Source organism: Micromonospora sp. CNZ297, assembly GCF_007827625.1.
Map to the genome: position 1 here is coordinate 58,733 of NZ_VISU01000021.1, position 26,452 is coordinate 85,184.

At 73.0% G+C, this 26,452-nt stretch carries 23 protein-coding genes; 13 read left to right on the forward strand and 10 right to left on the reverse strand.

Annotated features, from left to right (window positions below; translation table 11 throughout):
* Nucleotides 1-16 precede the first annotated feature (16 nt).
* From FB454_RS27875 to mca, 4 genes are all read right to left on the reverse strand, one after another.
* Nucleotides 17-910 (reverse strand): hypothetical protein, encoded by an 894-nt coding sequence (locus tag FB454_RS27875; protein WP_114919476.1) that lies wholly within the window; start codon nt 908-910, stop codon nt 17-19.
* Nucleotides 911-1,021: 111 nt separating this feature from the next.
* Nucleotides 1,022-3,553 (reverse strand): putative bifunctional diguanylate cyclase/phosphodiesterase, encoded by a 2,532-nt coding sequence (locus tag FB454_RS27880; protein ID WP_030271218.1) that lies wholly within the window; start codon nt 3,551-3,553, stop codon nt 1,022-1,024.
* A 180-nt stretch (nt 3,554-3,733) separates the two neighbouring features.
* Entirely contained in the window at nt 3,734-4,018 is a 285-nt protein-coding gene (locus FB454_RS27885; protein WP_013284136.1) for a hypothetical protein, read from the reverse strand.
* A gap of 48 nt (nt 4,019-4,066) precedes the next feature.
* Nucleotides 4,067-4,948, reverse strand: a complete 882-nt coding sequence (gene mca, locus FB454_RS27890) for a mycothiol conjugate amidase Mca (RefSeq protein ID WP_013284135.1) — start codon at nt 4,946-4,948, stop codon at nt 4,067-4,069.
* Between the two features lie 243 nt (nt 4,949-5,191).
* Between mca and FB454_RS27895 the strand changes: the two genes are divergently transcribed.
* Both FB454_RS27895 and greA read left to right on the forward strand, forming a co-directional pair.
* Nucleotides 5,192-5,626, forward strand: coding sequence for a DUF4307 domain-containing protein (locus FB454_RS27895; RefSeq protein ID WP_145755114.1), 435 nt, complete (start codon nt 5,192-5,194; stop codon nt 5,624-5,626).
* A gap of 145 nt (nt 5,627-5,771) precedes the next feature.
* On the forward strand, nt 5,772-6,272 hold the full coding sequence (gene greA, locus FB454_RS27900) for a transcription elongation factor GreA (protein ID WP_013284133.1): 501 nt from the start codon (nt 5,772-5,774) through the stop codon (nt 6,270-6,272).
* Between the two features lie 134 nt (nt 6,273-6,406).
* On the opposite strand, the gene ilvA is transcribed toward greA, so the two are convergent.
* The 4 genes from ilvA to FB454_RS27920 are packed head-to-tail and all read right to left on the reverse strand — an operon-like array spanning nt 6,407 to nt 11,132.
* Nucleotides 6,407-7,627, reverse strand: coding sequence for a threonine ammonia-lyase (gene ilvA / locus FB454_RS27905; RefSeq protein ID WP_013284132.1), 1,221 nt, complete (start codon nt 7,625-7,627; stop codon nt 6,407-6,409).
* Entirely contained in the window at nt 7,624-8,508 is an 885-nt protein-coding gene (locus FB454_RS27910; RefSeq protein WP_030271223.1) for a DUF4328 domain-containing protein, read from the reverse strand. Before FB454_RS27910 ends, ilvA begins: the two co-directional genes overlap by 4 nt.
* A 52-nt stretch (nt 8,509-8,560) precedes the next feature.
* Nucleotides 8,561-9,973 carry an amidase gene (locus FB454_RS27915; protein ID WP_145823805.1) on the reverse strand — a complete coding sequence of 471 codons (1,413 nt, stop codon included), beginning with the start codon at nt 9,971-9,973 and terminating at the stop codon, nt 8,561-8,563.
* A gap of 16 nt (nt 9,974-9,989) precedes the next feature.
* On the reverse strand, nt 9,990-11,132 hold the full coding sequence (locus tag FB454_RS27920) for a cystathionine gamma-synthase (protein WP_013284129.1): 1,143 nt from the start codon (nt 11,130-11,132) through the stop codon (nt 9,990-9,992).
* Between the two features lie 321 nt (nt 11,133-11,453).
* Between FB454_RS27920 and FB454_RS27925 the strand changes: the two genes are divergently transcribed.
* The 7 genes from FB454_RS27925 (at nt 11,454) to FB454_RS27955 (ending at nt 19,472) form a co-directional block, all read left to right on the forward strand.
* Complete coding sequence (locus tag FB454_RS27925) at nt 11,454-11,867, forward strand: HIT family protein (RefSeq protein WP_013284128.1); 414 nt, start codon at nt 11,454-11,456, stop codon at nt 11,865-11,867.
* Nucleotides 11,868-11,943: 76 nt separating this feature from the next.
* Nucleotides 11,944-12,606: a peptide-methionine (S)-S-oxide reductase MsrA gene (msrA, locus tag FB454_RS27930; RefSeq protein WP_145755115.1), complete on the forward strand. Its 663-nt coding sequence runs from the start codon at nt 11,944-11,946 to the stop codon at nt 12,604-12,606.
* 313 nt (nt 12,607-12,919) lie between these two features.
* Complete coding sequence (locus tag FB454_RS27935; RefSeq protein ID WP_145823806.1) at nt 12,920-14,710, forward strand: N-acetylglutaminylglutamine amidotransferase; 1,791 nt, start codon at nt 12,920-12,922, stop codon at nt 14,708-14,710.
* A gap of 2 nt (nt 14,711-14,712) precedes the next feature.
* Entirely contained in the window at nt 14,713-16,551 is a 1,839-nt protein-coding gene (ngg, locus tag FB454_RS27940; protein WP_145823807.1) for an N-acetylglutaminylglutamine synthetase, read from the forward strand.
* The gene (locus FB454_RS27945) at nt 16,548-17,732 is read left to right on the forward strand and encodes an osmoprotectant NAGGN system M42 family peptidase (protein ID WP_013474062.1); all 1,185 of its coding nucleotides are present in this window, start codon (nt 16,548-16,550) and stop codon (nt 17,730-17,732) included. The genes ngg and FB454_RS27945 overlap by 4 nt, the downstream gene beginning before the upstream one ends.
* Before the next feature lie 304 nt (nt 17,733-18,036).
* On the forward strand, nt 18,037-18,966 hold the full coding sequence (locus FB454_RS27950; RefSeq protein WP_013284123.1) for a ribonuclease Z: 930 nt from the start codon (nt 18,037-18,039) through the stop codon (nt 18,964-18,966).
* Nucleotides 18,963-19,472, forward strand: a complete 510-nt coding sequence (locus FB454_RS27955) for a GNAT family N-acetyltransferase (protein WP_145823808.1) — start codon at nt 18,963-18,965, stop codon at nt 19,470-19,472. Before FB454_RS27950 ends, FB454_RS27955 begins: the two co-directional genes overlap by 4 nt.
* 89 nt (nt 19,473-19,561) lie before the next feature.
* Here FB454_RS27955 and FB454_RS27960 read toward each other — a convergent pair whose 3' ends face one another.
* Together FB454_RS27960 and FB454_RS27965 are read right to left on the reverse strand one after the other, a co-directional pair.
* Nucleotides 19,562-20,932 (reverse strand): cystathionine beta-synthase, encoded by a 1,371-nt coding sequence (locus tag FB454_RS27960; protein WP_013474059.1) that lies wholly within the window; start codon nt 20,930-20,932, stop codon nt 19,562-19,564.
* Between the two features lie 76 nt (nt 20,933-21,008).
* Nucleotides 21,009-21,365: a YkvA family protein gene (locus FB454_RS27965; protein WP_013474058.1), complete on the reverse strand. Its 357-nt coding sequence runs from the start codon at nt 21,363-21,365 to the stop codon at nt 21,009-21,011.
* Nucleotides 21,366-21,506: 141 nt separating this feature from the next.
* On the opposite strand from FB454_RS27965, the gene FB454_RS27970 reads away from it, so the two are divergent.
* The 4 genes from FB454_RS27970 to FB454_RS27985 all read left to right on the forward strand — a co-directional run bounded on the left by FB454_RS27970 (nt 21,507) and on the right by FB454_RS27985 (nt 26,368).
* Complete coding sequence (locus FB454_RS27970; protein ID WP_030271236.1) at nt 21,507-22,553, forward strand: SGNH/GDSL hydrolase family protein; 1,047 nt, start codon at nt 21,507-21,509, stop codon at nt 22,551-22,553.
* A 156-nt stretch (nt 22,554-22,709) separates the two neighbouring features.
* Nucleotides 22,710-23,522, forward strand: a complete 813-nt coding sequence (locus FB454_RS27975; protein ID WP_013284118.1) for an SGNH/GDSL hydrolase family protein — start codon at nt 22,710-22,712, stop codon at nt 23,520-23,522.
* Nucleotides 23,523-23,580: 58 nt separating this feature from the next.
* Entirely contained in the window at nt 23,581-24,843 is a 1,263-nt protein-coding gene (locus FB454_RS27980; protein ID WP_013284117.1) for an acetyl-CoA C-acetyltransferase, read from the forward strand.
* 40 nt (nt 24,844-24,883) lie between these two features.
* The gene (locus FB454_RS27985; RefSeq protein ID WP_145823809.1) at nt 24,884-26,368 is read left to right on the forward strand and encodes a CYTH and CHAD domain-containing protein; all 1,485 of its coding nucleotides are present in this window, start codon (nt 24,884-24,886) and stop codon (nt 26,366-26,368) included.
* Nucleotides 26,369-26,452: the final 84 nt, after the last annotated feature.

Below are 26,452 nucleotides of genomic sequence, written 5' to 3' on the forward strand. Positions count from 1 at the left end.
CGGCCCGGCCGCCGTCTCACCGGGTCAGGGTGAGCGTCGAGGTGTCCCGCACGGTGAACTCGTTCCAGTACTCGAAGTCGCGGACCAGGATCTCGCTGACCGCCTGGGCGGTGCCGCGCTGAAACTTGACGTCGGCCGGGTAGGTGGTGGCCGACCACGGCACCACCTGGCCCGGAACGCACGGGATGTGGGGTGAGAAGTAGCCGCGCACCGTGCCCGCCTTCTTCTGCTCCTGGACGAGTTCGCCCGCGATGGAGAAGGAGTCCGCCCGGGTGCAGGTGATCGAGCCGCGGACGGTGGCGATGCCCTTGTTGTCCACCGTCGCGACCGGATCGACGGTCAGTGTGACGTCGAGCGCCGGCAGCGGCGGCGGGTTGCCGATGTGGACCTGGCCGCGCAGACCGCCGGTCGCGCCCTCGCACCGGATCTCGAAGGTGGCGTCGAAGCGCTCGACGTAGTCGAAGGGCCCCCACGCGGCGTCGAGGACCGTGAACGAACCGGTGCTCTGCGCGCAGGAGCGCCCCCAACCGCCGTTGTAGAGGCGGATGCCGGCCGTGCCGCTCCCGTCCGGCTGGCCGACGTTCTGGTAGGTGTCGCCCGCCTTCAGCGGCTGGCCGGCCGGGGCGCTGATCTCCAGACGCCAGGTGTTGTCGGCGTCGCTCCAGAACTCCATCCCGAAGTGCTGCTGGTCGTGGCCCCACGCGTTCATCTCGTCGCCCGGTGTCGGTGCGGCGGAGCTGTAGGAGTAGGAGTTGCCGGCGGTGATCGGATCACCCGGCTCGCCGGTGACGGCGAACGACCAGGACTCCGCCGGCCGGGCCTGCGCCGGCGCGGGCATGACCAGGCCGGCGGCGCCGGTGGTCAACGCCATGGTCGAAGCGAGCAGGATCCGTCGCCAGGAACGTCTCATCGTCGTCCTCCCCGTGTGGACGTCAGCGGGGACGCCTGTCGTGCCCGCCGTGCCAGCAGCGTAGGACCGGCCGGGCGTCCTCCGCTGCCCCGTCCACGGCGGACGGACCGGTCAGGAGGCGCCGTCGGCGCGCAGCGGGAAGACGTTGCCCCGGGCGGCGTCGCGCAGCGACGCGAGCACTGCGGCGATCTTGTCGGCCGGCATCGGCTTGAAGAAGTGATAGCCCTGGGCGGCGGTGCAGCCCAGCTCGGCCAGCGCGGTGCGCTGCTCGGCGGTCTCGACACCCTCGGCCACCACCCGCAGGCCCAGTTCGTGGGCCAACCCGACGGTGGTCCGGACGATCGCCGCCGCCTCCGGCGAGTCGGCCATCCGGAGCACGAACGAGCGGTCCACCTTCAACTCGTCGACGGCGATGCGGGTGAGGAACGTCAGCGACGAGAACCCGGTGCCGAAGTCGTCCACGGCGAGCTGCACGCCCATACCACGCAGCGTGGCCAGCACCTCGTCGATGACCTCCAGCTCGCTCATCACCACCGTCTCGGTGATCTCCAGGACCAGCCGGTGCGGCGGCACCTGGTGGCGGCGCAGCGCCTCCTCGATCTCGGCGGGCAGCCGCGGGTCGAGCAGGCTGCGCGCGGAGAGGTTCACCGAGATCGGGACGTCCAGCCCGTCCCGCGCCCATCCGGAGGCGACCTCCAGCGCCTTGTCCAGCACGTACCGGGTGAAGCTGCCGAGCTGCTCGCTGTTCTCCACCGGGCGGATGAAGTCGGCCGGGCCGAGCCAGCCCCGGCGCGGATGCCGCCACCGGATCAGCGCCTCCACCCCGGTCGGCGCGCCGGTCGCCAGGTCCACCGCCGGCTGCAACGCCAGCACCAGCTGGTCGTCGGCGGCGAGAGCCTCCCGCATCTCCGCGAGCAGCGCCAGGTGGTCGGTGCTCGCCGCGTCGCGGGAGCTGTCGTACGCGGCGACGCTGCCGCCGCCCTCCTTCGCCTGGTACATGGCGATGTCGGCGCGCCGCAGCAGCTCCGTCAGGTCGGCCGCGCCCGCGTCGGCGACCACGACGCCCACCGCGACCTCCACGGACATCCGCACCCCGGCCACCTCGGTCGGTGCGGCGAGGCGCTCGGCGACCTCCCGGGCCTGGCGCAGCGCGTACGCCAGCGGGGCCGTCCGGTCCTCGACCAGCGGCACCGAGGTCAGCAGCAGCGCGAACTCGTCGCCGCCGAGGCGCCCGAGCAGGTCACCCGGCCGGGTCAGCGCGGCGAGCCGGTTGGAGGTGAGCCGCAGCAACTGGTCGCCCGCCGAGTGCCCGAGCGTGTCGTTGACCTCCTTGAACTGGTTCACGTCGAGCAGCAGCAGGGCCACCGGGTGGTCGTGCGCGCGCTGCCGCAGCGCCTGGTCCCCCTTGGCCAGCAGCGCCGCCCGGTTGAGCAGTCCGGTGAGCTGGTCGTGCACCGCGTCGTACGACGAGCGGGCGGTGACCAGCCGCAGCTCCCGGTGCGTGGCGGCGTCGTGCAGGGCGGCGGCCAGCGCGTCGCCGAAGGCCGCCACGCCGTCGCGTTCCCGGGCGCTCGGCGGGGCGGACCGGGCGAACCGCACCCGCAGGCGGCCGACGTCGGCGGATCCCACGGCGAGGCGGCGCACCAGTTCGTGCTCCCCCGCGTCGGCGCCGGCGGACGGCTCCACCTCCCGGTCGCGTACCTGCCCGCCGCGGTCGGCCCGGTAGCGGCGCCAGCGTCCCTCGCCCCGGGCCACGTCGACCTCGACCAGTTCCGCGCCGAACAGGGTGAGCGCCCCGGTCACCGCGGCGGTCGCCACGCCGCGCTCGTCGAGCTGGTTGAGTGCGGCGGTGGCCTCGGCGAACGCCCGCCAGGTACGCCGCTCCTGGTCGGCCCGGAGCCGGTGGCGGTAGGTCTGCTGGAGCAGCCAGAGCGGCGGCGGCAGGAGCAGCAGCCAGCGCGCGTCGAGTTCGAGCAGCGCGACGACCACCAGGCCGACCGCCACGTTGCCGACGAACATGAGCAGCTTGCCGCGCAGCGCGGCGAGCAGCGGCGGACCGATCGCGATGCCGTGCCGCAGGGCGAGCGTGACGGCGCCCAGGAAGGCGGTGGTGAGCAGGTACGTGACCGCGGCGGCGGTGAGCGTGAGCGCCAGCTCCGGGGTGGGCGCGGCGAGCAGCGGCGGGCCGAGCGCGGTGGCCACCGCGGCGGCGAGCGCGGTGGCGGCGGTGAGCGAACCGGCGATCGCCACCAGTTCCAGCGCCGGACGGCGGTCGGAGACCATCGACATCACGGTCCAGGCGGCGCCCACGCCCAGCAGGGCCGCGGCCGGGAGCCAGCCCGCCGGCACCAGCCAGAGGCAGACCACGAGCGCGGCCTCGCCCCAGGTGATGCTCACCATGCCCGACGCGGTACGGAAGCGCAGCCGGGCGAGCTGGGCCACCGCGAACGCGACGATGGCGATGCCGAAGCGTGCCGGACCGGGCAGCGGGTGGTCGGCCGGCAGGTGGGACGGGACGGTGAGGCCGAGCGCGGCGGCGAGCAGACCGGTCAGCGCGACCGCGACGGTGAGCAGGACGACGCCCACCGGTGTCCCGCGCAGGCCGATCCGGTCGGGGGAACGGTCGGCCGGCTCGGTGGTCACGGGGCCGCCCCGTCGACGGGTCGGGCCGGGGCATGGTCGGGGGCCGGTGCTGTCTTCGACATCGGCGTCCCCCTTCCGCGCAGGGTCCGGGGCCTGACGGTCCCCCCGGCGGAAGGCTAAGCCAAAGCCGGTGGTCGCAACAGGGGGCGACAACCGGCTTCGACGTGATTCACGCGGTGTTCAGCTGTTCCGGTGCTGCTGGGAGCCGTTGGGCGCATTCGTCGGTGAATCCTGCTCGACGAGCCCGTCTGTCGGATCGGCGACTGCGGAATCGGCCCGGCCGGGGGTGCCCTGCTGCGGGAAGCGGTCGGGCAGCCGGCGCAGCCGGGCGTTCATGTTGCGGATCAGCAGGACGGTGACGGTGGCCAGCGCGACGATGAGGAAGAGGCCCATCGGACCGGCCAGACCACCCGTACGGGTGTCACCGAAGTTGTTCTGCGCGAGCACCTCGACGGTGGTCAGCATGGTGTTCCTCCGATGTGCGACTGAGCACCAGGGTAGACCCCGGCCGGGTCAGTGGGCACGGCACGCCTCTCGTACGCCGGCGAACAGGTCGGACTCGGGCAGCGGGCTGTCGACCAGCGAGCGGGCGAGCTGGAAGTCCTCCGTCGGCCAGGCGCGCTTCTGCAACTCCATCGGCACCTGGAACCAGAAGCCGTCCGGGTCGATCTGGGTGGCGTGCGCGCGCAGCGCGTCGTCGCGGACCGGGAAGTAGTCGGCGCACTCGACCCGGGTGGTGATCCGGGCGCCCTTGTCGGGGCGCTCGTCCCAGCGCTTCATCCACTCGCCGTACGGCGACTCGAGCCCGGCGGCGAGCACCGCCTCGTGCAGGCTCATGATCTTGGCGCGGGAGAAACCCACGTCGTAGTACAGCTTCAGCGGCTGCCACGGCTCGCCCAGCTCGGGGTGGCGGTCCGGGTCACCGGCCGCGTCGAACGCCGCCACAGTGATCTTGTGGGTCATGATGTGGTCGGGGTGCGGGTAGCCGCCCTCCTCGTCGTACGTGGTGACGACGTGCGGGCGGAACTGCCGCATCAGGCGCACCAGCGGCGCGGCTGCGACGTCCACGTCCTGGAGGGCGAAGCAGCCCTCCGGCAGCGGCGGCAGCGGGTCGCCCTCGGGCAGCCCGGAGTCGACGAAACCGAGCCACGCCTGCTCGACGCCGAGGATGGCCCGGGCGGCGTCCATCTCGGCCCGCCGGATGTCACCGATGTTCGCCCAGACGTCGGGGCGGTCCATCTTGGGGTTGAGCACACTGCCCCGCTCGCCACCGGTGGCGGTGACGACCAGGACGTCCACCCCCTCGGCGACGTATTTCGCCATGGTGGCGGCGCCCTTGCTCGACTCGTCGTCGGGATGGGCGTGCACCGCCATGAGACGCAGCTGTTCTGCCACCTTCGGCGCTCCTCGTCTGTGCCCGCCGACCGACCCCCGGGCCGGCCGGCTGACCTGCCGGAATCTCCCCCCGCGCCCGCGAAAGCCCCCGTGACGGCCGGTCGGGGGCCGCCACCGGAGTGGCCAGGGCCACGCCCGCCGGTCCAGGCCGACCTGCCATCCTTGACTCAGCGCCGGGCTGGGAAGATGGACCTAGCCATTCTTGCCGATGCCGCCGACAACAACGCCAGGAGATACCCGCCGGTGAGCGAGACGCACGCCACAGTCGCCGCGAAGGCAACGGTCTTCCCGCCGGGCCGCTACGGCCGCCGCCGGGAGCCGGGGCGCCGCCGGCCGGTCCTGCTCGCCCTGACGGTGACGGTCATGCTCGCCGTCCTCGGCCTGGGCGCGGCGAAGCTCTACTACCAGTACGGCGACCCGGAGTACCAGGGCGAGATGATCAGCTACACCGACATCACCGACTCCCGGGTGGTGGTCGACTTCCGGGTCACCGTGCCACCGGGCGGCTCCGCCACCTGTCTGCTGCGGGCCCGCTCCCACGACGGGGCCCAGGTGGGCAGCGCCGAGGCCACCGTGACCGCGGAGCCCGGCCAGCGCCACATCCGGACCCGGCAGGAGGTCCCCACGAGCGCCCGGCCGTTCATCGGCGAGGTCCTGCGCTGCCGGCCCGCCGGCTGAGCCGGACCGCCGGCGAGTCGCCGGCCACCGCACCCCGGTCCCGCCGCCGGCACCCGGGGTGATTGATCACACCTCGACGCGACCCGCACTGGTAGCCTTGCAAGTTCACCTGTCAGCCAGTCCGCACCAATCGAGGAGACCGCCTGTGTCCACAAATGGAAACGAGGCGCCCGCCACCTGGCTGTCCCAGGACGCCTACGACCGTCTGCAGGCCGAGCTCGACGAGCTGATCGCCAACCGACCGGTCATCGCCGCCGAGATCAACGCCCGGCGCGAGGAGGGCGACCTGCGGGAGAACGGCGGCTACCACGCCGCCCGCGAGGAGCAGGGCAAGGCCGAGGGCCGCATTCTCTACCTCAAGGAGCTGCTGCGCACCGCCAAGGTCGGCGAGGCGCCGGACACCGACGCGGTGTCGCCGGGCATGGTCGTGAAGATCTACTTCGACGACGACGCCGACGACAGCGAGACCTTCCTGCTCGGCTCCCGGGAGATCGCCTCCACCACCGACCTCACGGTCTACAGCCCCGAGTCCGCGCTCGGCAAGGCCATCCTCGGCGGCAAGGCAGGGCAGACCTGCACCTACACGGCGCCCAGCGGCGCCGATATCAAGGTGACCATCGTCTCCTTCGAGCCGTACAGCGGCTGACCCCTCCGGACCCGCGCCGGACGGCTCGGGTCCCGAACCCGACCGAGGCTGACAGGCCCTCCTCGGACCCGAGCCGCACACCCGAACGCCCCGACCGGATCATCCGGCCGGGGCGTTCGCGTTCCGCCGAGCGCTCAGCCCTCGCCGGTGAAGACCACCTGGTAGCCGCTGGCCCGCAGCGCGCTGATCAGCGTGTCCGAGTGCTCCACCCCGCGGGTCTCCACGGACAGGGCCACCTCCACCTCGCCGAGGCGCAGATGCGGGTTGGCGCGCTGGTGCACCACGTCCACCACGTTGGCCCGGTGCTCGGCGATCTCGCTCAGCAGGGAGGCGAGCTGGCCGGGCCGGTCCGTGCAGCGCACGGTGATCCGCAGGAACCGGCCCGCCGCCGCCAGGCCGTGCTCGATCACCCGGAGCATGAGCAGCGGATCGATGTTGCCGCCGGAGAGCACCGCGACGACCGGCGCGGTCACCTCCACCGCGCCGGCCAGCAGCGCCGCCACGCCGACCGCGCCGGCCGGCTCGACCACCTGCTTGCCGCGTTCCAGCAGCATCAGCAACGCCCGGGAGATGTCCTCCTCGGAGACCGTGACGACGTCGTCGACGAGCTTGCGGACATGGGTGAAGGTCAGCTCGCCCGGACGGCCGACCGCGATCCCGTCGGCGATCGTCGCGAACGAGGGCAGCCGCAGCGGCTCGCCGGCCCGCAGCGAGGGCGGGAAGGCGGCGGCGCTCGCCGCCTGGACCCCGATCACGCGTACGTCGGGACGCAGCGCCTTGGCCGCCACCGCCATGCCCGAGACCAGGCCGCCGCCGCCCACCCCGGTCACGATGGTGCGCACGTCCGGGCACTGTTCGAGGATCTCCAGCGCCACGGTGCCCTGCCCGGCGATCACGTCCGGGTGGTCGAACGGGTGGATGAACACCGCTCCGGTCCGCTCGGCGAAGGTCTGCGCCGCGACGAGCGACTCGTCCACCGTGTTTCCGACCAGCTCGATCTGCGCGCCGTACCCCTTGGTCGCGGCGACCTTCGGCAGCGGCGCGTTCACCGGCATGAAGACGGTGGCGTGTGCGCCGACCAGCCCGGCGGCGAGCGCCACCCCCTGGGCGTGGTTGCCGGCGCTCGCCGCGACCACGCCGCGGGCCCGCTCCTCGGCCGAGAGCCGGGAGATCCGCACGTACGCACCGCGCACCTTGTACGACCCGGCGCGCTGGAGGTTCTCGCACTTGAGCCAGACCGGCCCGCCGAGCGCGGCGCTGAGCGGCCGCGACGGCTCCAGCGGGGTGGTACGGGTGACACCGGCGAGCAGTTCCCGCGCGGCCTGTACGTCGGCGAGACCGACCAGTTCCGTCATGCCCCGATCGTGCCACCCGGGGTGGGCGGAACCTGCGGCGACGTCGGCGCAACCGGCATCGGCGCGGCGGGCGCGGGCCAGCCCGGTCGGCCGGGCCAGACCGGCTGCCCGGGCCACACGGGCACGGCCCGGGAGAGCCGGTCCTGCTGGGCGGCGGAGATCCGGCGGACCAGCACGACGAACGCGATCCCGGCGACCAGACAGGCCACCGCCGGCACCAGCCGCGGCGCGAGCGCGTCCTCGTAGAAGCGCACGTACGTGGCGAACTCCGCGTCGTTGCGGGGCAGCTCGGTCAGCCGGTCGTAGCGCTGCTGCTCGGCCCGCGCGACGAACCGGTCGCCGATCAGGAACACCAGCCAGCTCGCCCACCACACCCCGACCAGCCACGACTGGCGGCGCTGCCACACGCTGTTGCGGAGCAGGTCGGCGAGCACCCGGGCCGGTACGACGAGGTTGGCCAGCGGCACCAGCCACCCCGCGATCGCCCACGCCGGGCTCAGGTTCGGCACCGCGCCCGGGAACGCGTCCAGGTTCTTGCGCGCCCGCCAGGTCCAGATCACCACGAGCGTCCCGGCGGTCAGGAGCGCGAGCAGGTAGGGCACCGAGAACAGCACCTCGGCCAGCACCGCGCCGAGCAGCACGTCCCGGTCGAGCTGCTCGGCGGCCGAGCGGGCCATCCGCACACCCACCAGCGGGAACAGGGCGGTGAGCAGGTAGCACAGGGTGGCGGCACCGACCGCGGACGCGCCGGCCACGGCCAGTCCGCGCACCCCGTACGTGGGCACGCCGGGGCTCACCGCGGGCTGACCGACTCGGGTGCCGCAGCGCCGGCACTCCTCATAGGCCGGGGACGTGGCGTCGCCGCAGGTCTGGCAGTGCATCGGGGACCGTCCGAGGTGGTGAGCGCGACAGGGGTGCGCACACGCTAGACGATCACCCGGCGGCCGGCGACCCCGTTCCGACGCGGGGATAGCCGGGGGCGTGCCGGGCCCACGGCGCCTGCAACTCGAACTGGCCGGCCACTCCGAGCAGCAGCAGTTCGGAGCCGGGCGGGCCGACGAACTGCACACCGACCGGCAGGCCGTCCGGGCGGCGGCCGACCGGCACCACGATCGACGGCAGCCCGGCGATGTTCCACGGCGCCGCGTACGGGGCGTACCTGATGTTGGTCGACATGTTCGCCAGCCAGGAGCGGCCGGACCACCCGGCGGCCTCCGGCGGCGGCCCGGCCAGCGCCGGGGTGAGCAGCAGGTCGATCGAGTTGTCCGCGAAGAAGTGCACCGACCGTTCGCGCCAGGCGGCCCGGTCGGCCTCCCGCACGTACCCCCGGCGCTGCGCCCACTCGCCGAGCCTGACGTGCCGGCGGCTGCGCCGCTGGAGTTGACGCGGCGCCACCCCGGCGGCGCGCACGTCGGCGGCGGCCGCCGCGAACCAGGTGGCGATGCCCTGGAGGCCGAGCCGGGTCGGGTAGACCGGGTCGGCGGGCACGGTGTCGTGACCGGCGGCGGCCAGCAGCCGGCCGGCGGCGGCGACCGCGTCCCGGTTCGGCGCGTCCGGCGAGACGCCGCGTACCGGCGAGCGCAGCGAGACGCCCACCCGCAGCCGCTCCGGCGGGACCAGCTTGTCCGGCCGGCGGCCGGCCAGCACCGAGAAGCCGACCACCGCGTCGGCGACGGTGCTGGTCAGCATGCCGTGCTCGGTGAGGCCGAACCAGTCGTCCGCGCCGAGCTGGCAGGGCACCACGCCCCGGCCGGGCTTGAGCCCGACCAGGCCGCAGCAGGCCGCCGGGATGCGGATCGACCCGAGACCGTCGTTGCCGTGGGCCATCGGCACCAGCCCGGCGGCCACCGCGGCGGCCGCGCCGCCGGACGAGCCGCCGGGGGTACGCGCCGGATCCCACGGGTTGCGGGTCACAGCGGTGTCGTCGTCGGTGAGGGCCCACAGGCCCAGCTCCGGCATCCGGGTGACGCCGAGGATGACAGCGCCCGCGCCGCGCAACCGCCGGACCACCTCGTGGTCGGCCTCCGCCACCTCGGTACGCATCGCGGCCGACCCGTTCCAGGTGGGCAGGCCGGCCACCGGCGTGTTCTCCTTGACCGCCACCGGCACCCCGGCGAGCGGCAGGTTCGCCAGTTCCTCCTGCTCGTCGACCTTCTCCGCCTCGGTGATCGCCTCGCCGCCGCGTACCGTGCGGAACGCGCCCAGCTCGGGATCCACCCGGGCGACGTGGTCCAGGTGGTCGGCGACGACCTGGGTGGCGGAGACGTCGCCACGGCGTACCGCCCGGGCGATCTGTTTCGCGGTCGTCCCGACCCAGGTCGTCGGCAAGATGTCCGGCACTGCCACCCTCCCCAACCAGCGGTCAGCCCAGGGCCTGCTCCAGATCGGCGAGCAGGTCGTCGACCGTCTCGATGCCGACAGACAGTCGCACGAGATCGCCGGGAACTTCAAGCGGCGAGCCCGCAGCGCTTGCGTGTGTCATCCGGCCCGGGTGCTCGATCAGGGACTCGACGCCGCCGAGCGACTCGGCGAGCACGAACAACCGGGCCCGGTTGCAGATCTGGACGGCGTGCTCCTCGCCGCCCGCCGCGCGGAACGAGATCATGCCGCCGAACCGGCGCATCTGCTTGGCGGCCACCTCGTGGCCGGGGTGCGAGGGCAGGCCCGGGTAGACGACCTGGGCGACCTTGGCGTGTCCGTCCAGGTAGGCCGCGATCCGCTCGGCGTTGTCGCAGTGCCGGTCCATCCGTACCCCGAGGGTCTTGATGCCGCGCAGCGTGAGCCAGGCGTCGAACGGCCCGTTGACCGCGCCCATCGCGTTCTGGTGGTAGCGCAGTTCCTCGCCGAGCGTGCGGTCCGCCGCGACGAGCGCGCCGCCGACCACGTCGGAGTGCCCGCCGACGTACTTGGTGGTGGAGTGCACCACCACGTCCGCGCCGAACGCGATCGGCTGCTGGAGGTACGGCGAGGCGAACGTGTTGTCGACCACCAGCAGCGCGCCGGCGTCGTGCGCCACCGCGGCGAGCGCGGCGATGTCGGCGATGCCGAGCAGCGGGTTGGTCGGCGTCTCCACCCAGACGATCCTGGTGGTGCCCGGGCGGATCGCGGCACGCACGGCGTCCGGGTCGGAGACCTTCGCCGGGGTGTACGACAGGCCCCAGCGCTCGGCCACCTTGGCGAACAGCCGGTACGTGCCGCCGTACGCGTCGTCCGGGATCACCACGTGGTCGCCCGGCTTGCAGACGGTCCGCAGCAGCGTGTCCTCGGCGGCCAGGCCGCTGGCGAAGGCGAGCGCCACCGGGCCGCCCTCCAGCGCGGCCAGGCACTCCTGGAGCGCGTCGCGGGTGGGGTTGCCGGAGCGGCTGTACTCGTAGCCCTCGCGGGGCGCGCCGACGGCGTCCTGGGCGTACGTGCTGGTCTGGTAGATCGGCGGGATCACCGCACCGGTGCGGGCCTCCGGGTCCTGACCGGCGTGGATGGCGAGTGTCTCGAAGCCGTGGCTCATGCCGCAGACGTTAGCCCCCCGCCCGCTCCCGCTCTCGTCAACCCGGCGCGAGTCACAACCGCGAAGGTGTCGGGGTGGTCGGCCATACTGGTCCGGTGAGTACGACCGAGGCGCTGCTCCGCCAGGACTGGCCTCGTATTCGACAGTTGACCGCGCGCCGGGTGATCCAGCTGTGGGAGCGGCGACCGCCCGACCTCGCCCCACTGCCGGCTTCTCGTCGATCATGAGGTTGACGGCGGTCACGGTCCGATTTGTCGCCGCCAACCTCATGATCACACTCGCCCGGAGGTGGGTCGACCGGGTGGGGCCTAGGGTGAGCTCGTGAGCGGGTGTGTGTTCTGCGGGATCGTGGCGGGCGCGGTACCGGCGTTCCGGGTGACCGACGAGCCGGACGGGGTCGCGTTCCTCGACACCCGGCCGGTGTTCAAGGGCCACGTGCTCGTGGTGCCCCGCACCCACCTGGTCACCCTGTCCGACCTGCCGGCCGACGCGCTGCCCGGCTACTTCCGGCTGGTGCAGCGGATCGCCGTGGCGGTGGAGACCGGTCTGGGCTCCGGTGGGACGTTCGTGGCGATGAACAACCGGGTGTCCCAGTCCGTACCGCACCTGCACACCCACGTGGTGCCCCGGACCAAGGGCGACGGGCTGCGCGGCTTCTTCTGGCCGCGCACCCGGTACGCCGACGACGCCGAGGCGACGGAGTTCGCCGGGCGGATCTCGGCGGCGCTGGCCTGACGCCGACGTGGGCGGGTAAGGAACCCGGGGCCGACGATGTTGCACACGCTGGGAAAGCCAAGAGAGGAGTCCCACCGTGTTCCTCCGCCGCATGAAGGCCGAAATGATCTCTCCTGACCAGGCCCTGCCGGGCCGCCCGATCGCGATGCCGATCGCCGACCGGCACGAGGTGCTGCCGTCCTCGCTGAAGGGCCCGTTCCCCGAGGGCGCGCAGGTCGCCGTCTTCGGCATGGGCTGCTTCTGGGGCGCCGAGCGGCTGCTCTGGACCCTCCCCGGCGTGATCACCACGTCGGCCGGTTACGCGGGCGGGTACACCACCAACCCGACGTACGAGGAGGTCTGCTCGGGCATGACCGGGCACGCCGAGGTGGTCCAGGTGGTCTACGACCCGTCGAAGATCGCCTACGAGGACCTGCTCAAGGTCTTCTGGGAGAACCACGACCCGACCCAGGGCATGCGCCAGGGCAACGACGTGGGCACCCAGTACCGCTCGGCCGTCTACGCCACCACCGACGAGCAGCTGGCCGCGGCCAAGGCGTCGCGGGACGCGTTCGCGCCGATCGTGGCCCGGGCCGGCAAGGGTGAGATCACCACCGAGATCGCCCCGCTCGGCGACTACTACTTCGCCGAGGACTACCACCAGCAGTACCTGGCGCCGACGAAGAATCCGAACGGCTACTGCAACCACGGACCGAACGGGCTGAGCTGCCCGGTCGGAGTGGCCCGCACCTCGGGCTAGCCCCACCGCGCGCCGGCGGCACCCACGCTCGCGCGATCTTGCAGTTCGGTGCCCCCCGAGGCCCGCAGAAGGGGCAACCCAGGGGCCCGAACTGCAAGATCGGCGACGAACCGTGGGCCAGCCGCCGGCGCCCGTCTCTGCGGCGTTCCTCACAGCCTCGCCGGAGCCGATTTCCGACATCGGGGGGCGCGAGGCAGGAACCGAAGGCGTGACAGGCAACCACCCTGCGTGACGGCGCATCGTAGCAAGCTGTCACACGTTCGTCATCGTCTCAGCAGGCGAACTGCAACAAGCTCTGGCAGCATTGGCTCGTATGTGCGGACTTGCGGGAGAGTTCCGCCGTGACGGTTCACGCGCCGACGTATCGGCCGTGGAGCGGATGGCGGCCACGATGAGTGACCGAGGGCCCGACGACAGCGGCGTCTGGTCGCAGGGCCCGACCGCGCTGGGACACCGGCGCCTGAAGATCATCGACCTGTCCGCGGCGAGCGGCCAACCCATCGTGGACGCCGCCGCCGGGCTCACCGGTGTCTTCAACGGCTGCATCTACAACTATCGAGAGCTGCGCGCCGAGCTGCAGGCCAAGGGCCACCGGTTCTTCTCGTCCGGCGACAGCGAGGTCGTGGTCAAGGCGTACGCCGAGTGGGGTCTCGACTTCGTCGACCACCTGATCGGCATGTTCGCGGTGGCGATCAGCGAGCGCGACACCGGCCGCCTGGTGCTGGCCCGGGACCGCCTCGGCATCAAGCCGCTCTACCTGGCCGAGAGCCCCGGCGTGGTGCGGTTCGCCTCGACCCTGCCGGCGCTGCTCGCCGGTGGCGGCATCGACACCACCATCGACCGGGTGGCGCTCGCCCACTACCTGAGCTTCCACAGCATCGTGCCGCCGCCGCGCACGATCCTGGCCGGCGTCACCAAGCTGCCGCCTGCCACGGTCCGGGTGTACGAGGCGGACGGCTCCACCCACGAGCGGGTGTACTGGGATCCGGCGTTCAGCCGCGTCGCCGAGCGGGCCGGCTGGTCCGAGCGGGACTGGCAGGACGCGCTGCTCGACTCGCTGACCACAGCCGTACGCCGCCGCATGGTGGCCGACGTGCCGGTGGGCGTGCTGCTCTCCGGCGGCCTCGACTCCAGCCTGGTGGTCGCGCTGCTCGCCGGCGAGGGGCAGGCCCGGTCCGGACTGGCCACGTTCTCCATCGGCTTCGACGCGGTCGGCGGCCGGGAGGGCGACGAGTTCGTCTACTCCGACCTGGTCGCGAAGACGTTCGGCACCGACCACCACCAGATCCGGGTGCCCACCGGTGACCTGCTGCCGCCGCTGGAATCCGCCGTCGCGGCCATGAGCGAACCCATGGTCAGCCACGACTGCGTGGCGTTCTGGCTGCTCAGCCAGGAGGTCGCGCGGCACGTCAAGGTGGTGCAGTCGGGCCAGGGCGCGGACGAGATCCTCGGTGGCTACCACTGGTACCCGCCGCTCGCCGGGGTGGACCGGGAGCAGGCGCTCGAGACGTACGCGAAGGCGTTCTTCGACCGCGACGCGGCCGGACTGGCCCGGGTGCTCAACCCGGCGTGGCTGGCCGACGGCGACCCGGCGCGGGAGTTCGTGGCCGCGCACCTGGGCCGCGCGGGGGCGCAGACCGCCGTCGACGCGGGCCTGCGGATCGACACCCAGGTCATGCTGACCGACGACCCGGTGAAGCGGGTCGACAACATGACCATGGCGCACGGGCTGGAGGCCCGGGTGCCGTTCCTCGACCACGAGTTCGTCGAGCTGGCCGCGAGCTGCCCGCCGGAGCTGAAGCTGGCCCAGGGCGGCAAGGGCGTACTCAAGGAGATCGGGCGCCGGGTCCTGCCGCACGAGGTCATCGACCGGCCCAAGGGCTACTTCCCGGTGCCCGGACTCACCCACCTGGAGGGCAAGCTCCTCGACCGGGTACGCGACGCGCTGACCGCGCCCGAGGCGCGCCGTCGCGACCTGTTCCGCGCCGACTACGTCGACGCGCTGCTCGCCGACCCGAATGCCGAACTGACCCCGTTGAACGGAAACAAGCTGTGGCAACTGGGACTCCTGGAAATGTGGCTCCAGAGCCACGGAATCGACTGACCGTGACGGACACCCTCGCCACCGGAACGGCGCGTATCGACCGGGAACGGGTGCTGGGCCGGCGCCGGGAACTCACCGGCCCCGGCGGTGACCCGGTCGCACCGGGTACGCCGGAGCCGCGGCAGCCGGAGACCGCGTCCGCCGACGCCTCGGGCGTGGTGCTGGACTGCGGCTGGGGCCGGCTGGTGTTCGGGCAGACGTTCGACGACCAGGTGCACGTGGCCGACGTGCTGCGCTCCGAGGCGGTCGGCGCCCGTGACATCTGCATCTACCTGCGCGACCCGCACGTGCTGGTGTCCCGGTTGCCGGACGAGCTGTTCATCGACCCGTCGCTGACGTACCGGCTGCCGCTGGGCGAGAAGCGACCCGCCGCCACCGAGGGTGGCGAGGTCCCCGGGCTGACCGTCCGGCCGCTGCGCGACGCCGCCGACGCCGAGGCGGTGAACCGGATCTACGCGCGCAACGGCATGGTCACCGCACCGGTCGAGGTGCTGGTGGACAACGCCGGCACGGACCGGTTCCTGCACCTGGTGGCCGAGGACACCACGGGTGAGGTGGTCGGCACCATCACCGGCGTGGACCACGTCGCGGTCTTCGGCGACCCGGAGAAGGGCGCCAGCCTGTGGTGCCTCACAGTCGACTTCAACACCGCCCCGCCCGGCACCGGGCAGGCACTGCTCACCGCGCTCGCCGACCGGCTCGACGAGCGCGGCCGGGCGTTCGTGGACCTGTCCGTGCTCGCCGAGAACTCGGGCGCGATCCGGCTGTACGAGCGCCTCGGCTTCCACCGCACCGGCACGCTCTGCGTGAAGCGGAAGAACCCGATCAACGAGCGCCTGTTCCTGCCCGCCATGCCCGAGGGGTACGACGAGCTGAACCCGTACGCGAAGATCGTCGCGGACGAGGCGATGCGCCGCGGCATCCGGGTCGAGGTGACCGACCCGCACTGGGGTGAGCTGAAGCTGACCACCGGCGGCCGGACCATCCACACGCGCGAGTCGCTGTCGGAACTGACCTCGGCGGTGGCGATGAGCCGCTGCGACGACAAGCGGGTGACCCGGCGCATCCTCACCGAGGCGGGGCTGTCGGTGCCGCGCGGGCGTACCGCCACCGGCGAGCCCGACGACGTGGCGTTCCTGAACGACGTGGGTCCGGTGGTGGTCAAGCCGGCGCGCGGCGAGCAGGGCAACGGCATCACCGTCGGCGTGCGTACGCCGGAGGCCCTCACCGCGGCCGTCGAGCTGGCCCGCCGGTTCTGCCCGGACGTGCTGATCGAGGAGCTGCGCGCGGGCGAGGACCTGCGGGTCGTGGTGATCGACCACGAGGTGGTCGCCGCCGCGGTGCGTCGGCCCGCGCAGATCACGGGCGACGGCGTGCACGACATCACCGAGCTGATCGAGCGGCAGAGCCGGCGCCGGGCGGCGGCCACCGGCGGTGAGTCCCGCATCCCGGTCGACGACATGACCCGTGAGGTGGTGGCGGAGGCCGGATACCGGATGCACGACGTGCTCCCGGAGGGCGAGGTGCTGGCGGTCCGGCGGACGGCCAACCTGCACACCGGCGGCACGATCCACGACGTGACAGCCGAGCTGCACCCGGCGATCGCCGAGGCATGCGTCACTGCGAGCCGGGCGCTGGACATCCCGGTCACCGGGCTGGACCTGCTGGTTCCCGCCCCCGACCGGCCGGAACACGTGTTCATCGAGGCGAACGAGCGGCCCGGACTGGCCAACCACGAGCCGCAGCCGACCGCCGAGCGCTTCGTCGACCTGCTCTTCCCGGGTACCCGGGCACCGCAGCGACTCTGGTCGCCGGCCGGTGCGGCAGGCTCTGGGGCATGACCGCACGCAAACCCCAACCGCTCAAGCTCGACCTCGACTACCTCCGCCAGGTGCTGGTGGAGCTGCTGGAGATCCCCAGCCCGTCGGGGCGCACCGACCACATCCAGCAGTACGTGGGCGAGCGGCTCTCCGCGATCGGGATCAGCTCCACGCTGACCCGTCGCGGGGCGCTGAGCGCCTGTCTGCCCGGCCCCCGGTCGACCGGCGCCGACCGGGCCGTGGTGGTGCACACCGACACCATCGGCGGCATGGTGAAGCGGCTCAAGGAGAACGGCCGGCTGGAGGTCAACCCGATCGGTACGCACAGCGCCCGCTTCGCCGAGGGCGCCCATGTGCGGATCTTCACCGACGACCTGGACCGGGTGGTCACCGGCCAGGTGCTGCCCCTGAAGGCGAGCGGCCACCGCTACAACGAGGCGGTCGACCTCCAGGGCGTCGGCTGGGAACTGGTCGAGGTGCGGGTGGACGAGCCCGTACACGACGAGGCCGGGCTGCGGGCGCTCGGCATCGACGCCGGGGACTTCGTCGCGTTCCTGCCCAACCCGACCATCACCCCGAACGGGTACGTCAAGTCCCGGCACCTGGACGACAAGGCGGGCGTGGCGGCGGTGCTGACCGCGTTCAAGGCGATGGTCGACGCCGGTGTCACCCCGGCGGTCACCGCGCACCTGCTGGTCACCGTCACCGAGGAGATCGGTCATGGCGCCAGCCACGGGCTGGACCCGGACGTCGCGGAGATCGTCTCGGTGGACGCGGCTGTGGTCGCGCCGGGCCAGCAGTCCCGGGAGACCGCCGCGACGCTGGCGATGGGCGACGGGGTCGGCCCGTTCGACTACCACCTGACCCGCAACCTCGCCTCGATCGCCAAGGAGCACGGCGTCGACCTGGTCCGCGACGTGTTCGACTACTACCGCTCGGACGTGGCCGCCGCGGTCGAGGCCGGGGCGCACGCCCGGGTGGCGCTGCTCGGGTTCGGCGTGGACGCCACCCACGGCCACGAACGCACCCACCTCGACGGTCTGCACCAGCTCACCCAGCTGCTCTGCCTCTACCTTCAGAGCCCGCTGGTCTTCCCCGAGTGGGACGCCGAGCCGGAGGGCGACCTGGCCGACTTCCCGTCGCTCGCAGTGCAGCCGGCGAATGAAGAGGGCCCGCGCGAGGGCCCGATCGGCCTGGACTGACGCCTGTGATCGAAATCCGTTGCCGCGGCCGCCGGGAAGTGGATAGCGTGGCGGTACACGGGAAAGGAGGTGGTCCAGACTTGTATAGCAATCGGACTCGTGAGGTGGCTGTCCGCTAGCCGCTGTCCTCGACAGTGAAAACTCGTCCGCCGCGAGGCGGGCATGCACGATCGTCGAGACCGTGTGGCAGCGGTGCGGCGAAACCACGACAGCCACCCGACCCCCGGGGTGCCGGCCCAGTCCAGCCGGCCCGCGCGTGAGCGCGGAAGCCCCGGGGGTCGCTTTTTGCCTTCCGGAGGATGCCGTGTCCATGCGTGAGCTGGTGGTGCTCGGTACGGCCAGCCAGGCCCCGACCCGGCAACGCAACCACAACGGCTACCTGCTGCGCTGGGACGACGAGGTGATCCTCTTCGACCCGGGCGAGGGCAGCCAGCGGCAGATGCTGCACACCGGGGTCACCGCCACCGACCTGACCCGGATCTGCGTCACCCACTTCCACGGCGATCACTGCCTCGGCCTGCCCGGCATGATCCAGCGGCTCTCGCTCGACCGCGTACCGCGCCCGGTGGCTGTGCACTTCCCGGCCGGCGGCGCCGAGTACTTCGCCCGGCTGCGGCACGCCTCCAGCTTCTACGAGACCGCCGAACTCGCCGTCGAGCCGATCGACGCCGACGGGCAGCGGATCACGCTGGGCATCGGCACGCTGGAGGCCCGCCGGCTGCGGCACCCGATCGAGACGTACGGGTACCGCCTGGTCGAGCCGGACGGCTGCCGGATGCTTCCGGAGCGGCTGGCCGCGTACGGCATCGCCGGTCCGGACGTGGGGCGGCTGCTGCGCGACGGGCACCTGGACCGCGACGGGCGCCGCGTCACCCGGGACGAGGTGAGCGTGACCCGGCCGGGGCAGCGGTTCGCGTTCGTGATGGACACCGGGCTCTGCGACGGCGTGTACGCGCTGGCCGAGCACGCCGACCTGCTGGTGATCGAGTCGACGTTCCTGGAGTCGGAGGCGGCGCTCGCCGCCGAGGTCGGGCACCTCACCGCCGGTCAGGCCGCGCGGGTGGCGGCCGAGTCGGGGGTACGCACGCTCGTGCTCACCCACTTCTCCCAGCGGTACGCCGACCCGCGCCGGTTCCACGACGAGGCCCGGGAGCACTTCTCCGGTGATCTGGTGATCGCCGAGGATCTCCAGACGGTGCAGGTGCCGCCCCGGCGGGTACCGTCGCCCGGGTGACGATCTCCCTACGTTCCGCGACCGGGGCCGACCTGATGGCGGTCGGCGCCCTGCACCAGCGTTCACGGACGGCGGCGTACTCGTCGTTCCTGCCGCCCGAGGCGCTCGCCGACCCGACGCCCGAGGCGATGGGCCGTTACTGGGTGGAGCGGCTGACCTGGGAGGGCGCCGACCACCGGATGACGGTGGCCGAGCGGGACGGGCGGCTGGTGGGCTTCAGCTACCTCGGGCCGGACGACGAGGGCGACCCGGCGACCGGGCTGCTCAACGCGATCCACCTGGAGCCGTCCGAGCGCGGCCGGGGCACCGGGCGGGCGCTGATGGTGGACGCGCTCGACGCGATGCGGGCCCGGGGATGGACGCGCGCGGTGCTGTGGGTGCTGCGGGACAACGCCGTCGCGCGGGGGTTCTACGAGCGCGGCGGCTGGGCCGCCACCGGTGAACAGCGGGACGAGCACATCGGCCGCGCGCTCGTCCCCCAGCTCCGCTACGCCCGCCGCTTGTAAGGAAGGGCCCCTTCTTAACGCCTCCGGTAGAGGAAGGGCCCCCTTTTAACACCGAGTGTTAAAAGGGGGCCCTTCCTTACACCGCAGGGTCAGCGGGCGCCGAGGTGGGCCAGCAGGTCCTGGCGCGTCAGCACGCCCTTGGGCTTGCCGTCGACGAGCACCAGCGCCGCGTCCGCCTTCTCCAGCAGTCCGACCGCCTCGCTCACCGGCTGGCCGCCGCCGATCATCGGCAGCGGCTCGCCCATGTGCCGCTCGATCGTGTCGTGCAGGTGGGCCTGGCCGGTGAACAGCGCGTCGAGCAGGTCCTTCTCGGCGATCGAGCCGGCCACCTCACCGGTCACCACCGGCGGCTCGGCCTTGAGCACCGGGAGCTGGGAGACCCCGTACTCGCGCATGTAGTCGATCGCGTCGCGGACCGTCTCGGTCGGGTGCACGTGCACCAGCTCGGGCAGGCCACCGGGCTTGCCGGTGAGCGCGTCGGCGACGGTCGGCTCGGTGCCCGAGTCATCAAGAAAGCCGTACCGGGCCATCCACTTGTCGTTGAAGATCTTCGACAGGTAGCCCCGGCCGCCGTCCGGCAGCAGCACCACGATCACGTCGTCCGGGCCGGCCTTGCGGGCCACCTCCAGCGCGCCCACCACGGCCATGCCGCAGGAGCCGCCGACCAGCAGACCCTCCTCGCGGGCCAGCCGGCGGGTCATCTCGAAGGACTCCTTGTCCGACACCTCGACGATCTCGTCGGCGATCCCCCGGTCGTACGTCTCCGGCCAGAAGTCCTCACCGACGCCCTCGACCAGGTACGGCCGGCCGGTGCCGCCCGAGTAGACCGAGCCCTCCGGGTCCGCGCCGATCACCTTGACCCGGCCCTCGGACGCCTCCTTGAGGTAGCGGCCGATGCCGGAGATGGTGCCGCCGGTGCCGACGCCCGCGACGAAGTGGGTGATCTTCCCCTCGGTCTGCCGCCACAGCTCCGGACCGGTGGTCTCGTAGTGCGAGCGCGGGTTGGCCGGGTTGCTGTACTGGTTGGGCTTCCACGCGCCGGGGATCTCCCGGGCCAGCCGGTCGGAGACGTTGTAGTAGGAGCGCGGGTCCTCCGGCGCGACGGCGGTCGGGCAGACCACCACCTCGGCGCCGTACGCGCGCAGCACGTCCTGCTTGTCCTGGCTGACCTTGTCCGGGCAGACGAAGACGCAGCGGTAGCCCTTGAGCTGGGCCACCAGGGCCAGCCCGACGCCCGTGTTGCCGCTGGTCGGCTCCACGATCGTGCCGCCCGGCCGCAGGATGCCCGCCTTCTCGGCGTCCTCCACCATGCGCATCGCGATCCGGTCCTTGACCGAGCCGCCCGGGTTCACGTACTCCACCTTCGCCAGCACGGTGGCCTGGATGCCCTCGGTGACGTTGCGCAGGCGTACCAGCGGGGTGTTGCCGATCAGCTCGACGACGTTGTCGTAGTACTGCACCTCGTTGTGCCCTTCGTCGCGCCGCCGTCGTGGGGCGGTCGGTCAGCCGTCAGTTCGCCGACCAGCGTACGTGCCGTCAGGGCACCACATGCCCGGGGATGACGGAGCTGCGACGTGCCTCCCACTCCAGGAACCGCTCGGTCTCGGCGAGCACGCTTCCCGCCAGCCAGGTGACCATGACCGCGTCGTCGGCCAGCCCGAAGATCGCCAGCGGGATCTCCGGGAGCAGGTCGATCGGGGAGACGATGTACGCCGTCGCCCCGGCCATCAGCGCCAGGCGCAGGCCACCATCGTACTCGCCCCTGGTGGTCGCGCGGATCATCCGCGGCAGCGCCGCCAGCCGTGCCCCGAGCGACGGCCCGCCCCGCGTGCCCGCCGCCAGCGCCCGGGCCAGCGCCGCGAACGCGGCACTGCGCTTCAACGTCTTCCCCATGATTTCGCCCCTCTCCGCCCGACCATGGTGCGGCCCGGTGGCAAGCCCGCGTCCGCTGCACCCATCGGTACCCGATCCGGGCACCGCCCAGCCATCCGATCAAGGACAGCAGTGGTCGTACCGGCGCGATACTGTCGGTTCATGGGGGACGCTGGTTCCGTCGCGCCGGTCCGCCGGCAGCGCGCCCGGCAGATCGCCCGCCTCGCGGCGATCGGCACGGGCGCCACGGTGGCGGCCACCGCCGCCACCGGCGGGGTGCTGCTCGGCCAGGCCCGGCAGGCCCGCCGCACCATCCCGATGGCGCAGGCCCCGCCGCCGCGCTGCGACGGTGTGTACGGCGCGAGACTGCCCGGCCCGCCGATCACCATGGTCATCCTGGGCGACTCCTCAGCGGCCGGGTACGGCGTGCACAGGCGCCGGGAGACACCGGGCTCGCTGCTGGCCACCGGGCTGTCCCGCCGCCTGCACCGGCCGGTCCGGCTGCACCGGTTCGCCGTGGTCGGTGCGCTGTCCTCAGGGCTGAAGCCGCAGGTCGAATCCGCCCTGGAGGTCGAGCCGGACGTGGCCGTGATCCTGGTCGGCGGCAACGACGTCACCAACCGCTCACCGTTCTCGGTAGCGGTGCGCTACCTGGTCGACGCGGTCCGTACGCTCCGGGCGGCCGGCTGCGAGGTGGTCGTCGGCACCTGCCCCGACCTGGGCACCATCCGGCCGATCCAGCCGCCGCTGCGCTGGCTGGCCCGGCGCTGGAGCCGCCAGCTCGCCGCCGCGCAGACGGTGGGCGTGGTCGAGGCCGGCGGCCGTGCCGTCTCGCTCGGCGACATGCTCGGGCCGCGGTTCGCCGCCGAGCCCGGGCGGATGTTCGCCTGGGACCGGTTCCACCCCTCCGCCGAGGGGTACGCGATAGCCGCGGCGGCGTTGCTGCCCACCGTGCTGTCCGCGTTGGGCGCGGTCCCGGAACGCAGGCCTGTCCTGCCCGGCGTGGAAGGCGTACGGTCGCTCCCGGAGGCCGCCCACCAGGCGGCCCGGCACGCCGGCACGGAGGTCAGCGGCGCCCAGCTCCGGGGTCGCGACCGCGGACCGGGCGGGCGGTGGGCGCAGCTTCGCCGGCGGGCCTTCTTCGGCGTCGGCGCGGTGCCACCGACCGGCAGCGCCGCCGACTCGGCAACGCTGGAGGGAACGGCATGAGCGAGCGCAGCGAGCGAATCGGCCGGCTCAGCGCGAAGGTGCCTCATGGCGGCACGGAGCGAAGCGGAGTGACGTCATGAGCGAGCGCAGCGAGCGAATCAGCCGGCTCAGCGCGAAGGTGCCTCATGGCGGCACGGAGCGAAGCGGAGTGACGTCATGAGCGAGCGGAACGAGGTGGCCCGGTGGGGCCGGGCGGCGGCCCTGTCGCTGCTGGCCGGGACGGTGGGCGGCGCGGCGGTCCTCGCCGGCCAGGCCATCGCCGCCCGCACCCGCGAGTACGCCCAGCCCGAGCTGGGTCTGGTGCTGCGCGCGACGGTCGGCCGTGCGGACGCCCCGCCGCTGCGGCTGGTGCTGCTGGGTGACTCGTCGGCGCTCGGCGTGGGCGTCGACCGGTTCGAGGACACCATCGGCGGTCAGCTCGCCAACCTGCTCGCCGAGGGGCCGACCGGCCGCCGGGTGCAGCTGTCCAGCGTGGGGGTCTCCGGCTCGCGCGCCACCGACCTGGCCACCCAGGTGGCCCGGGCGCTGCTCGGTGAGCGGCCGGACGTGGCTGTGGTGCTGATCGGGGCGAACGACGCCACCGCGATGTCCCGGCCGGGCGACGCGGCGGCCTATCTCGGCTCGGCGGTACGCCGTCTGCGGGAGGCGCACGTCGAGGTGGTGGTGGGCACGTGTCCCGATCTCGGCGCGGTACGCGCGGTCGCCGCACCGTTGCGTCAGGTGCTCGGCTGGTCCGGGCGGCGGATGGCGCGGGCCCAGACCGCGGCCGTGCTGAACGCCGGCGGAACCGTCGTCGACCTGGGCACCGAGACCGGTCCGGTGTTCCGCGCGGACGCGGGCACGCTCTGCCACGACGGCTTCCACCCGTCGGCCGACGGGTACCGGGTCTGGGCGCACGCCCTGCTCCCGGCGGTCGAGGCCGCGGCGGCCGTCGCGTTCCGGCACCACCGGCGACCGCCCACGGGGTGACATTTCCCGCCCGCCTCGCGGCTTCCCGGGCATGTTACTCGCGCGTTAACGTTGGTTCATGCCGATTGAGTCGCCCCGCGACGCCGTCATCGTCGCCACCGCCCGGTCCCCCATCGGCCGCGCGTTCAAGGGTTCCCTCCGCGAGGTCCGCCCGGACGACCTCGCCGCCACCATCGTCCAGGCCGCCCTCGACAAGGTCCCGGCGCTCGATCCCACCACCATCGACGACCTCTACCTCGGGTGCGGTCTGCCCGGCGGCGAGCAGGGCTTCAACATGGCCCGGGTGGTCGCCACCCTGATGGGCCTGGACGGCCTGCCCGGCGCCACGCTGACCCGCTACTGCGCGTCCTCGCTCCAGACCACCCGGATGGCGATGCACGCGATCCGGGCCGGTGAGGGTGACGTGTTCATCTCCGCCGGTGTGGAGATGGTCTCCCGGTACGCGCGGGGCAACTCGGACACGCTGCCGCCGGAGGCGCAGGCCCTCGTCGGCGGCGGCTGGGAGAACCCGCGCTTCGCCGAGGCCCGGGAGCGTTCCGCGGCCCGCGCCCAGGGCGGCTCCGAGGTGTGGACCGACCCGCGCGAGGCCGGGCAGCTCCCCGACATCTACCTCGCCATGGGGCAGACCGCGGAGAACCTGGCCCAGGCGTACGACGTGACCCGCGAGGACATGGACGCGTTCGGCGTCCGCAGCCAGAACCTCGCCGAGAAGGCGATCGCTGACGGCTTCTGGGCCCGTGAGATCACCCCGGTCACCACGCCGGACGGCACGGTGGTCAGCACCGACGACGGCCCGCGTGCCGGTGTGACACTGGAGGCGGTGGCCGGTCTGAAGCCGGTGTTCCGCCCGGACGGCCGGATCACCGCTGGCAACTGCTGCCCGCTCAACGACGGCGCCGCCGCCGTGGTGATCATGAGCGCGCAGCGCGCGTCCGAGCTGGGGCTCACCCCGCTGGCCCGGATCGTCTCCACCGGTGTCACCGCGCTCTCCCCCGAGATCATGGGTCTGGGCCCGGTCGAGGCGTCGAAGCAGGCGCTCAAGCGGGCCGGCATGACCATCGACGACGTCGACCTGGTCGAGATCAACGAGGCGTTCGCCGCCCAGGTGATCCCCTCGTACCGGCAGCTCGGCATCCCGGAGGAGAAGCTGAACGTCGCCGGTGGCGCGATCGCCGTCGGTCACCCGTTCGGCATGACCGGTGCCCGGATCACCGGCACGCTGCTCAACGCGCTGGAGTGGCACGACAAGACCATCGGCCTGGAGACCATGTGCGTCGGCGGTGGCCAGGGCATGGCGATGGTGCTCGAACGACTGAGCTGAGACCGGTTCGCCGGTGCGCGGGCCGGGTACGGGAGGCCGCATGGCGACCGTCGTGGAACGTGAGCGCAAGTACTCCGGCGACGAGGGTTTCCGGCTGCCCGATCTGACCGGGTGCGGTGGCGTCGTGACCATGTCCGACGCCACCGTCTCGGATCTGGACGCCGTCTACTGGGACACCGACGACCTGCTCCTGCTGCGCAGCGGGCACGCTTTGCGCCGGCGTACCGGTGGGCACGACGCGGGCTGGCACCTCAAGGTGGGCGCGGTCGGTGGCGCCCGGGTCGAGCACCAGTTCCCCGCCGGGGCGTCCGACGACGGCCCGCCGCCCGAGCTGGTCGCGCTGATCCGGGGCGCGTCGCGCGGCCGGCCTGTAGCACCGGCGGCCCGGGTCGTCAACCGCCGCCGGGAACATCGGCTGCTCGACGCGGACGGCCGGGTGCTTGCCGAGGTGGCCGAGGACGACGTCCGATCCGAGGACCTGGTGGACGGCGCCGCGCGGACCTGGCACGAGATCGAGATCGAGCTGGTCGAGGGCGACGAGGCGCTGCTCGACGCACTCGGCGAGCAGCTGCGCGCGGCAGGCGCCCGCGAGGTAACGGTCAGCAAGTCGCACCGGGCCGTCGCCGGCCGGATCGAGCGCTTCGACGACCGGGAACCGGACGGCACGGCGGCGCCGGTCCTCGCGTACGTCCGGGTGCAGCGGGACGCGATCGTCGGCAACCACGCGGCCGCGTACCAGGGGAACGAGGACGCGGTCCACGACATGCACGTCGCGACCCGCCGGTTGCGGGCGACGCTGCGTACCTTCCGGGGGTTGTGGGACCGCCGCGAGAGCGAGGCGGTCCGGGCCGAGCTGCGCCGCCTCGGCGGCGAGCTGGGCCGGGTCCGCGACACCCAGGTGATGGCCGCCCGGCTCACCGAGGCGGTGCACGAGCTGCCAAACGAGCTGGTGCTCGGCCCGGTGGCGGCGCGGATCGGCGAACGGTTCGCCGCCGACCTGGCCGAGGCGACCACCGCGCTGCGGTCCGCGCTGGACTCCGACCGCTACCCCGCCCTGCTGACCCGCCTCGACCGGCTGGCCGACGCCCCGCCCGCCGACGTCGGCCGGCGCTGGACGGACCGCCGGATCCGCAAGGCGGTGCGCCGCGCCGACACCCGGCTGGACCGGGCGCTCGCCACCACCGGGCCGGACGGGGACGCCGCGCTGCACGAGGCACGCAAGAAGCTCAAGGCCGCCCGCTACGCGGTGGAGGTGCGCGAGCCGGCCGCCGGCAAGCGGGCCGCCCGCCTGGTGAAGCGGTTCAAGGCGCTCCAGGATCTGCTCGGCACCCACCAGGACTCGGTGGTCACGCGGGAGGTGCTGCGACGGCAGGCGCTCCAGGCGTACGCCGACGGCGAGAACACGTTCACCTACGGCCTGCTGCACGCGAGGCAGGCCGAGACCGCCGGCCACGACCGCCCCGCGGTCCTGCGGGCCCGCGACCGGTCAAGACACCGCAAGGTACGCCGCTGGCTCAAGCCCTGACCGTCCCCCACTCCGTCGATCATGAAGTTGACGGGGATCCGCGTCCGTTTTGTCGCCGCCAACTTCATGATCAACGCGACTAAG

What these genes read in the sequence shown, in the direction of transcription:
- FB454_RS27975 (WP_013284118.1), top strand. Translation starts at nt 22,710, where the DNA reads ATGAGCGAGCGGAACGAGGTGGCCCGGTGGGGCCGGGCGGCGGCCCTG.
- FB454_RS27935 (WP_145823806.1), top strand. Translation starts at nt 12,920, where the DNA reads ATGTGCGGACTTGCGGGAGAGTTCCGCCGTGACGGTTCACGCGCCGAC.
- ilvA (WP_013284132.1), bottom strand. Translation starts at nt 7,627, where the DNA reads ATGACGGAACTGGTCGGTCTCGCCGACGTACAGGCCGCGCGGGAACTG.
- FB454_RS27875 (WP_114919476.1), bottom strand. Translation starts at nt 910, where the DNA reads ATGAGACGTTCCTGGCGACGGATCCTGCTCGCTTCGACCATGGCGTTG.
- FB454_RS27910 (WP_030271223.1), bottom strand. Translation starts at nt 8,508, where the DNA reads ATGCACTGCCAGACCTGCGGCGACGCCACGTCCCCGGCCTATGAGGAG.
- FB454_RS27980 (WP_013284117.1), top strand. Translation starts at nt 23,581, where the DNA reads ATGCCGATTGAGTCGCCCCGCGACGCCGTCATCGTCGCCACCGCCCGG.
- FB454_RS27945 (WP_013474062.1), top strand. Translation starts at nt 16,548, where the DNA reads ATGACCGCACGCAAACCCCAACCGCTCAAGCTCGACCTCGACTACCTC.
- FB454_RS27885 (WP_013284136.1), bottom strand. Translation starts at nt 4,018, where the DNA reads ATGCTGACCACCGTCGAGGTGCTCGCGCAGAACAACTTCGGTGACACC.
- FB454_RS27920 (WP_013284129.1), bottom strand. Translation starts at nt 11,132, where the DNA reads ATGAGCCACGGCTTCGAGACACTCGCCATCCACGCCGGTCAGGACCCG.
- FB454_RS27985 (WP_145823809.1), top strand. Translation starts at nt 24,884, where the DNA reads ATGGCGACCGTCGTGGAACGTGAGCGCAAGTACTCCGGCGACGAGGGT.
- FB454_RS27965 (WP_013474058.1), bottom strand. Translation starts at nt 21,365, where the DNA reads ATGGGGAAGACGTTGAAGCGCAGTGCCGCGTTCGCGGCGCTGGCCCGG.
- FB454_RS27970 (WP_030271236.1), top strand. Translation starts at nt 21,507, where the DNA reads ATGGGGGACGCTGGTTCCGTCGCGCCGGTCCGCCGGCAGCGCGCCCGG.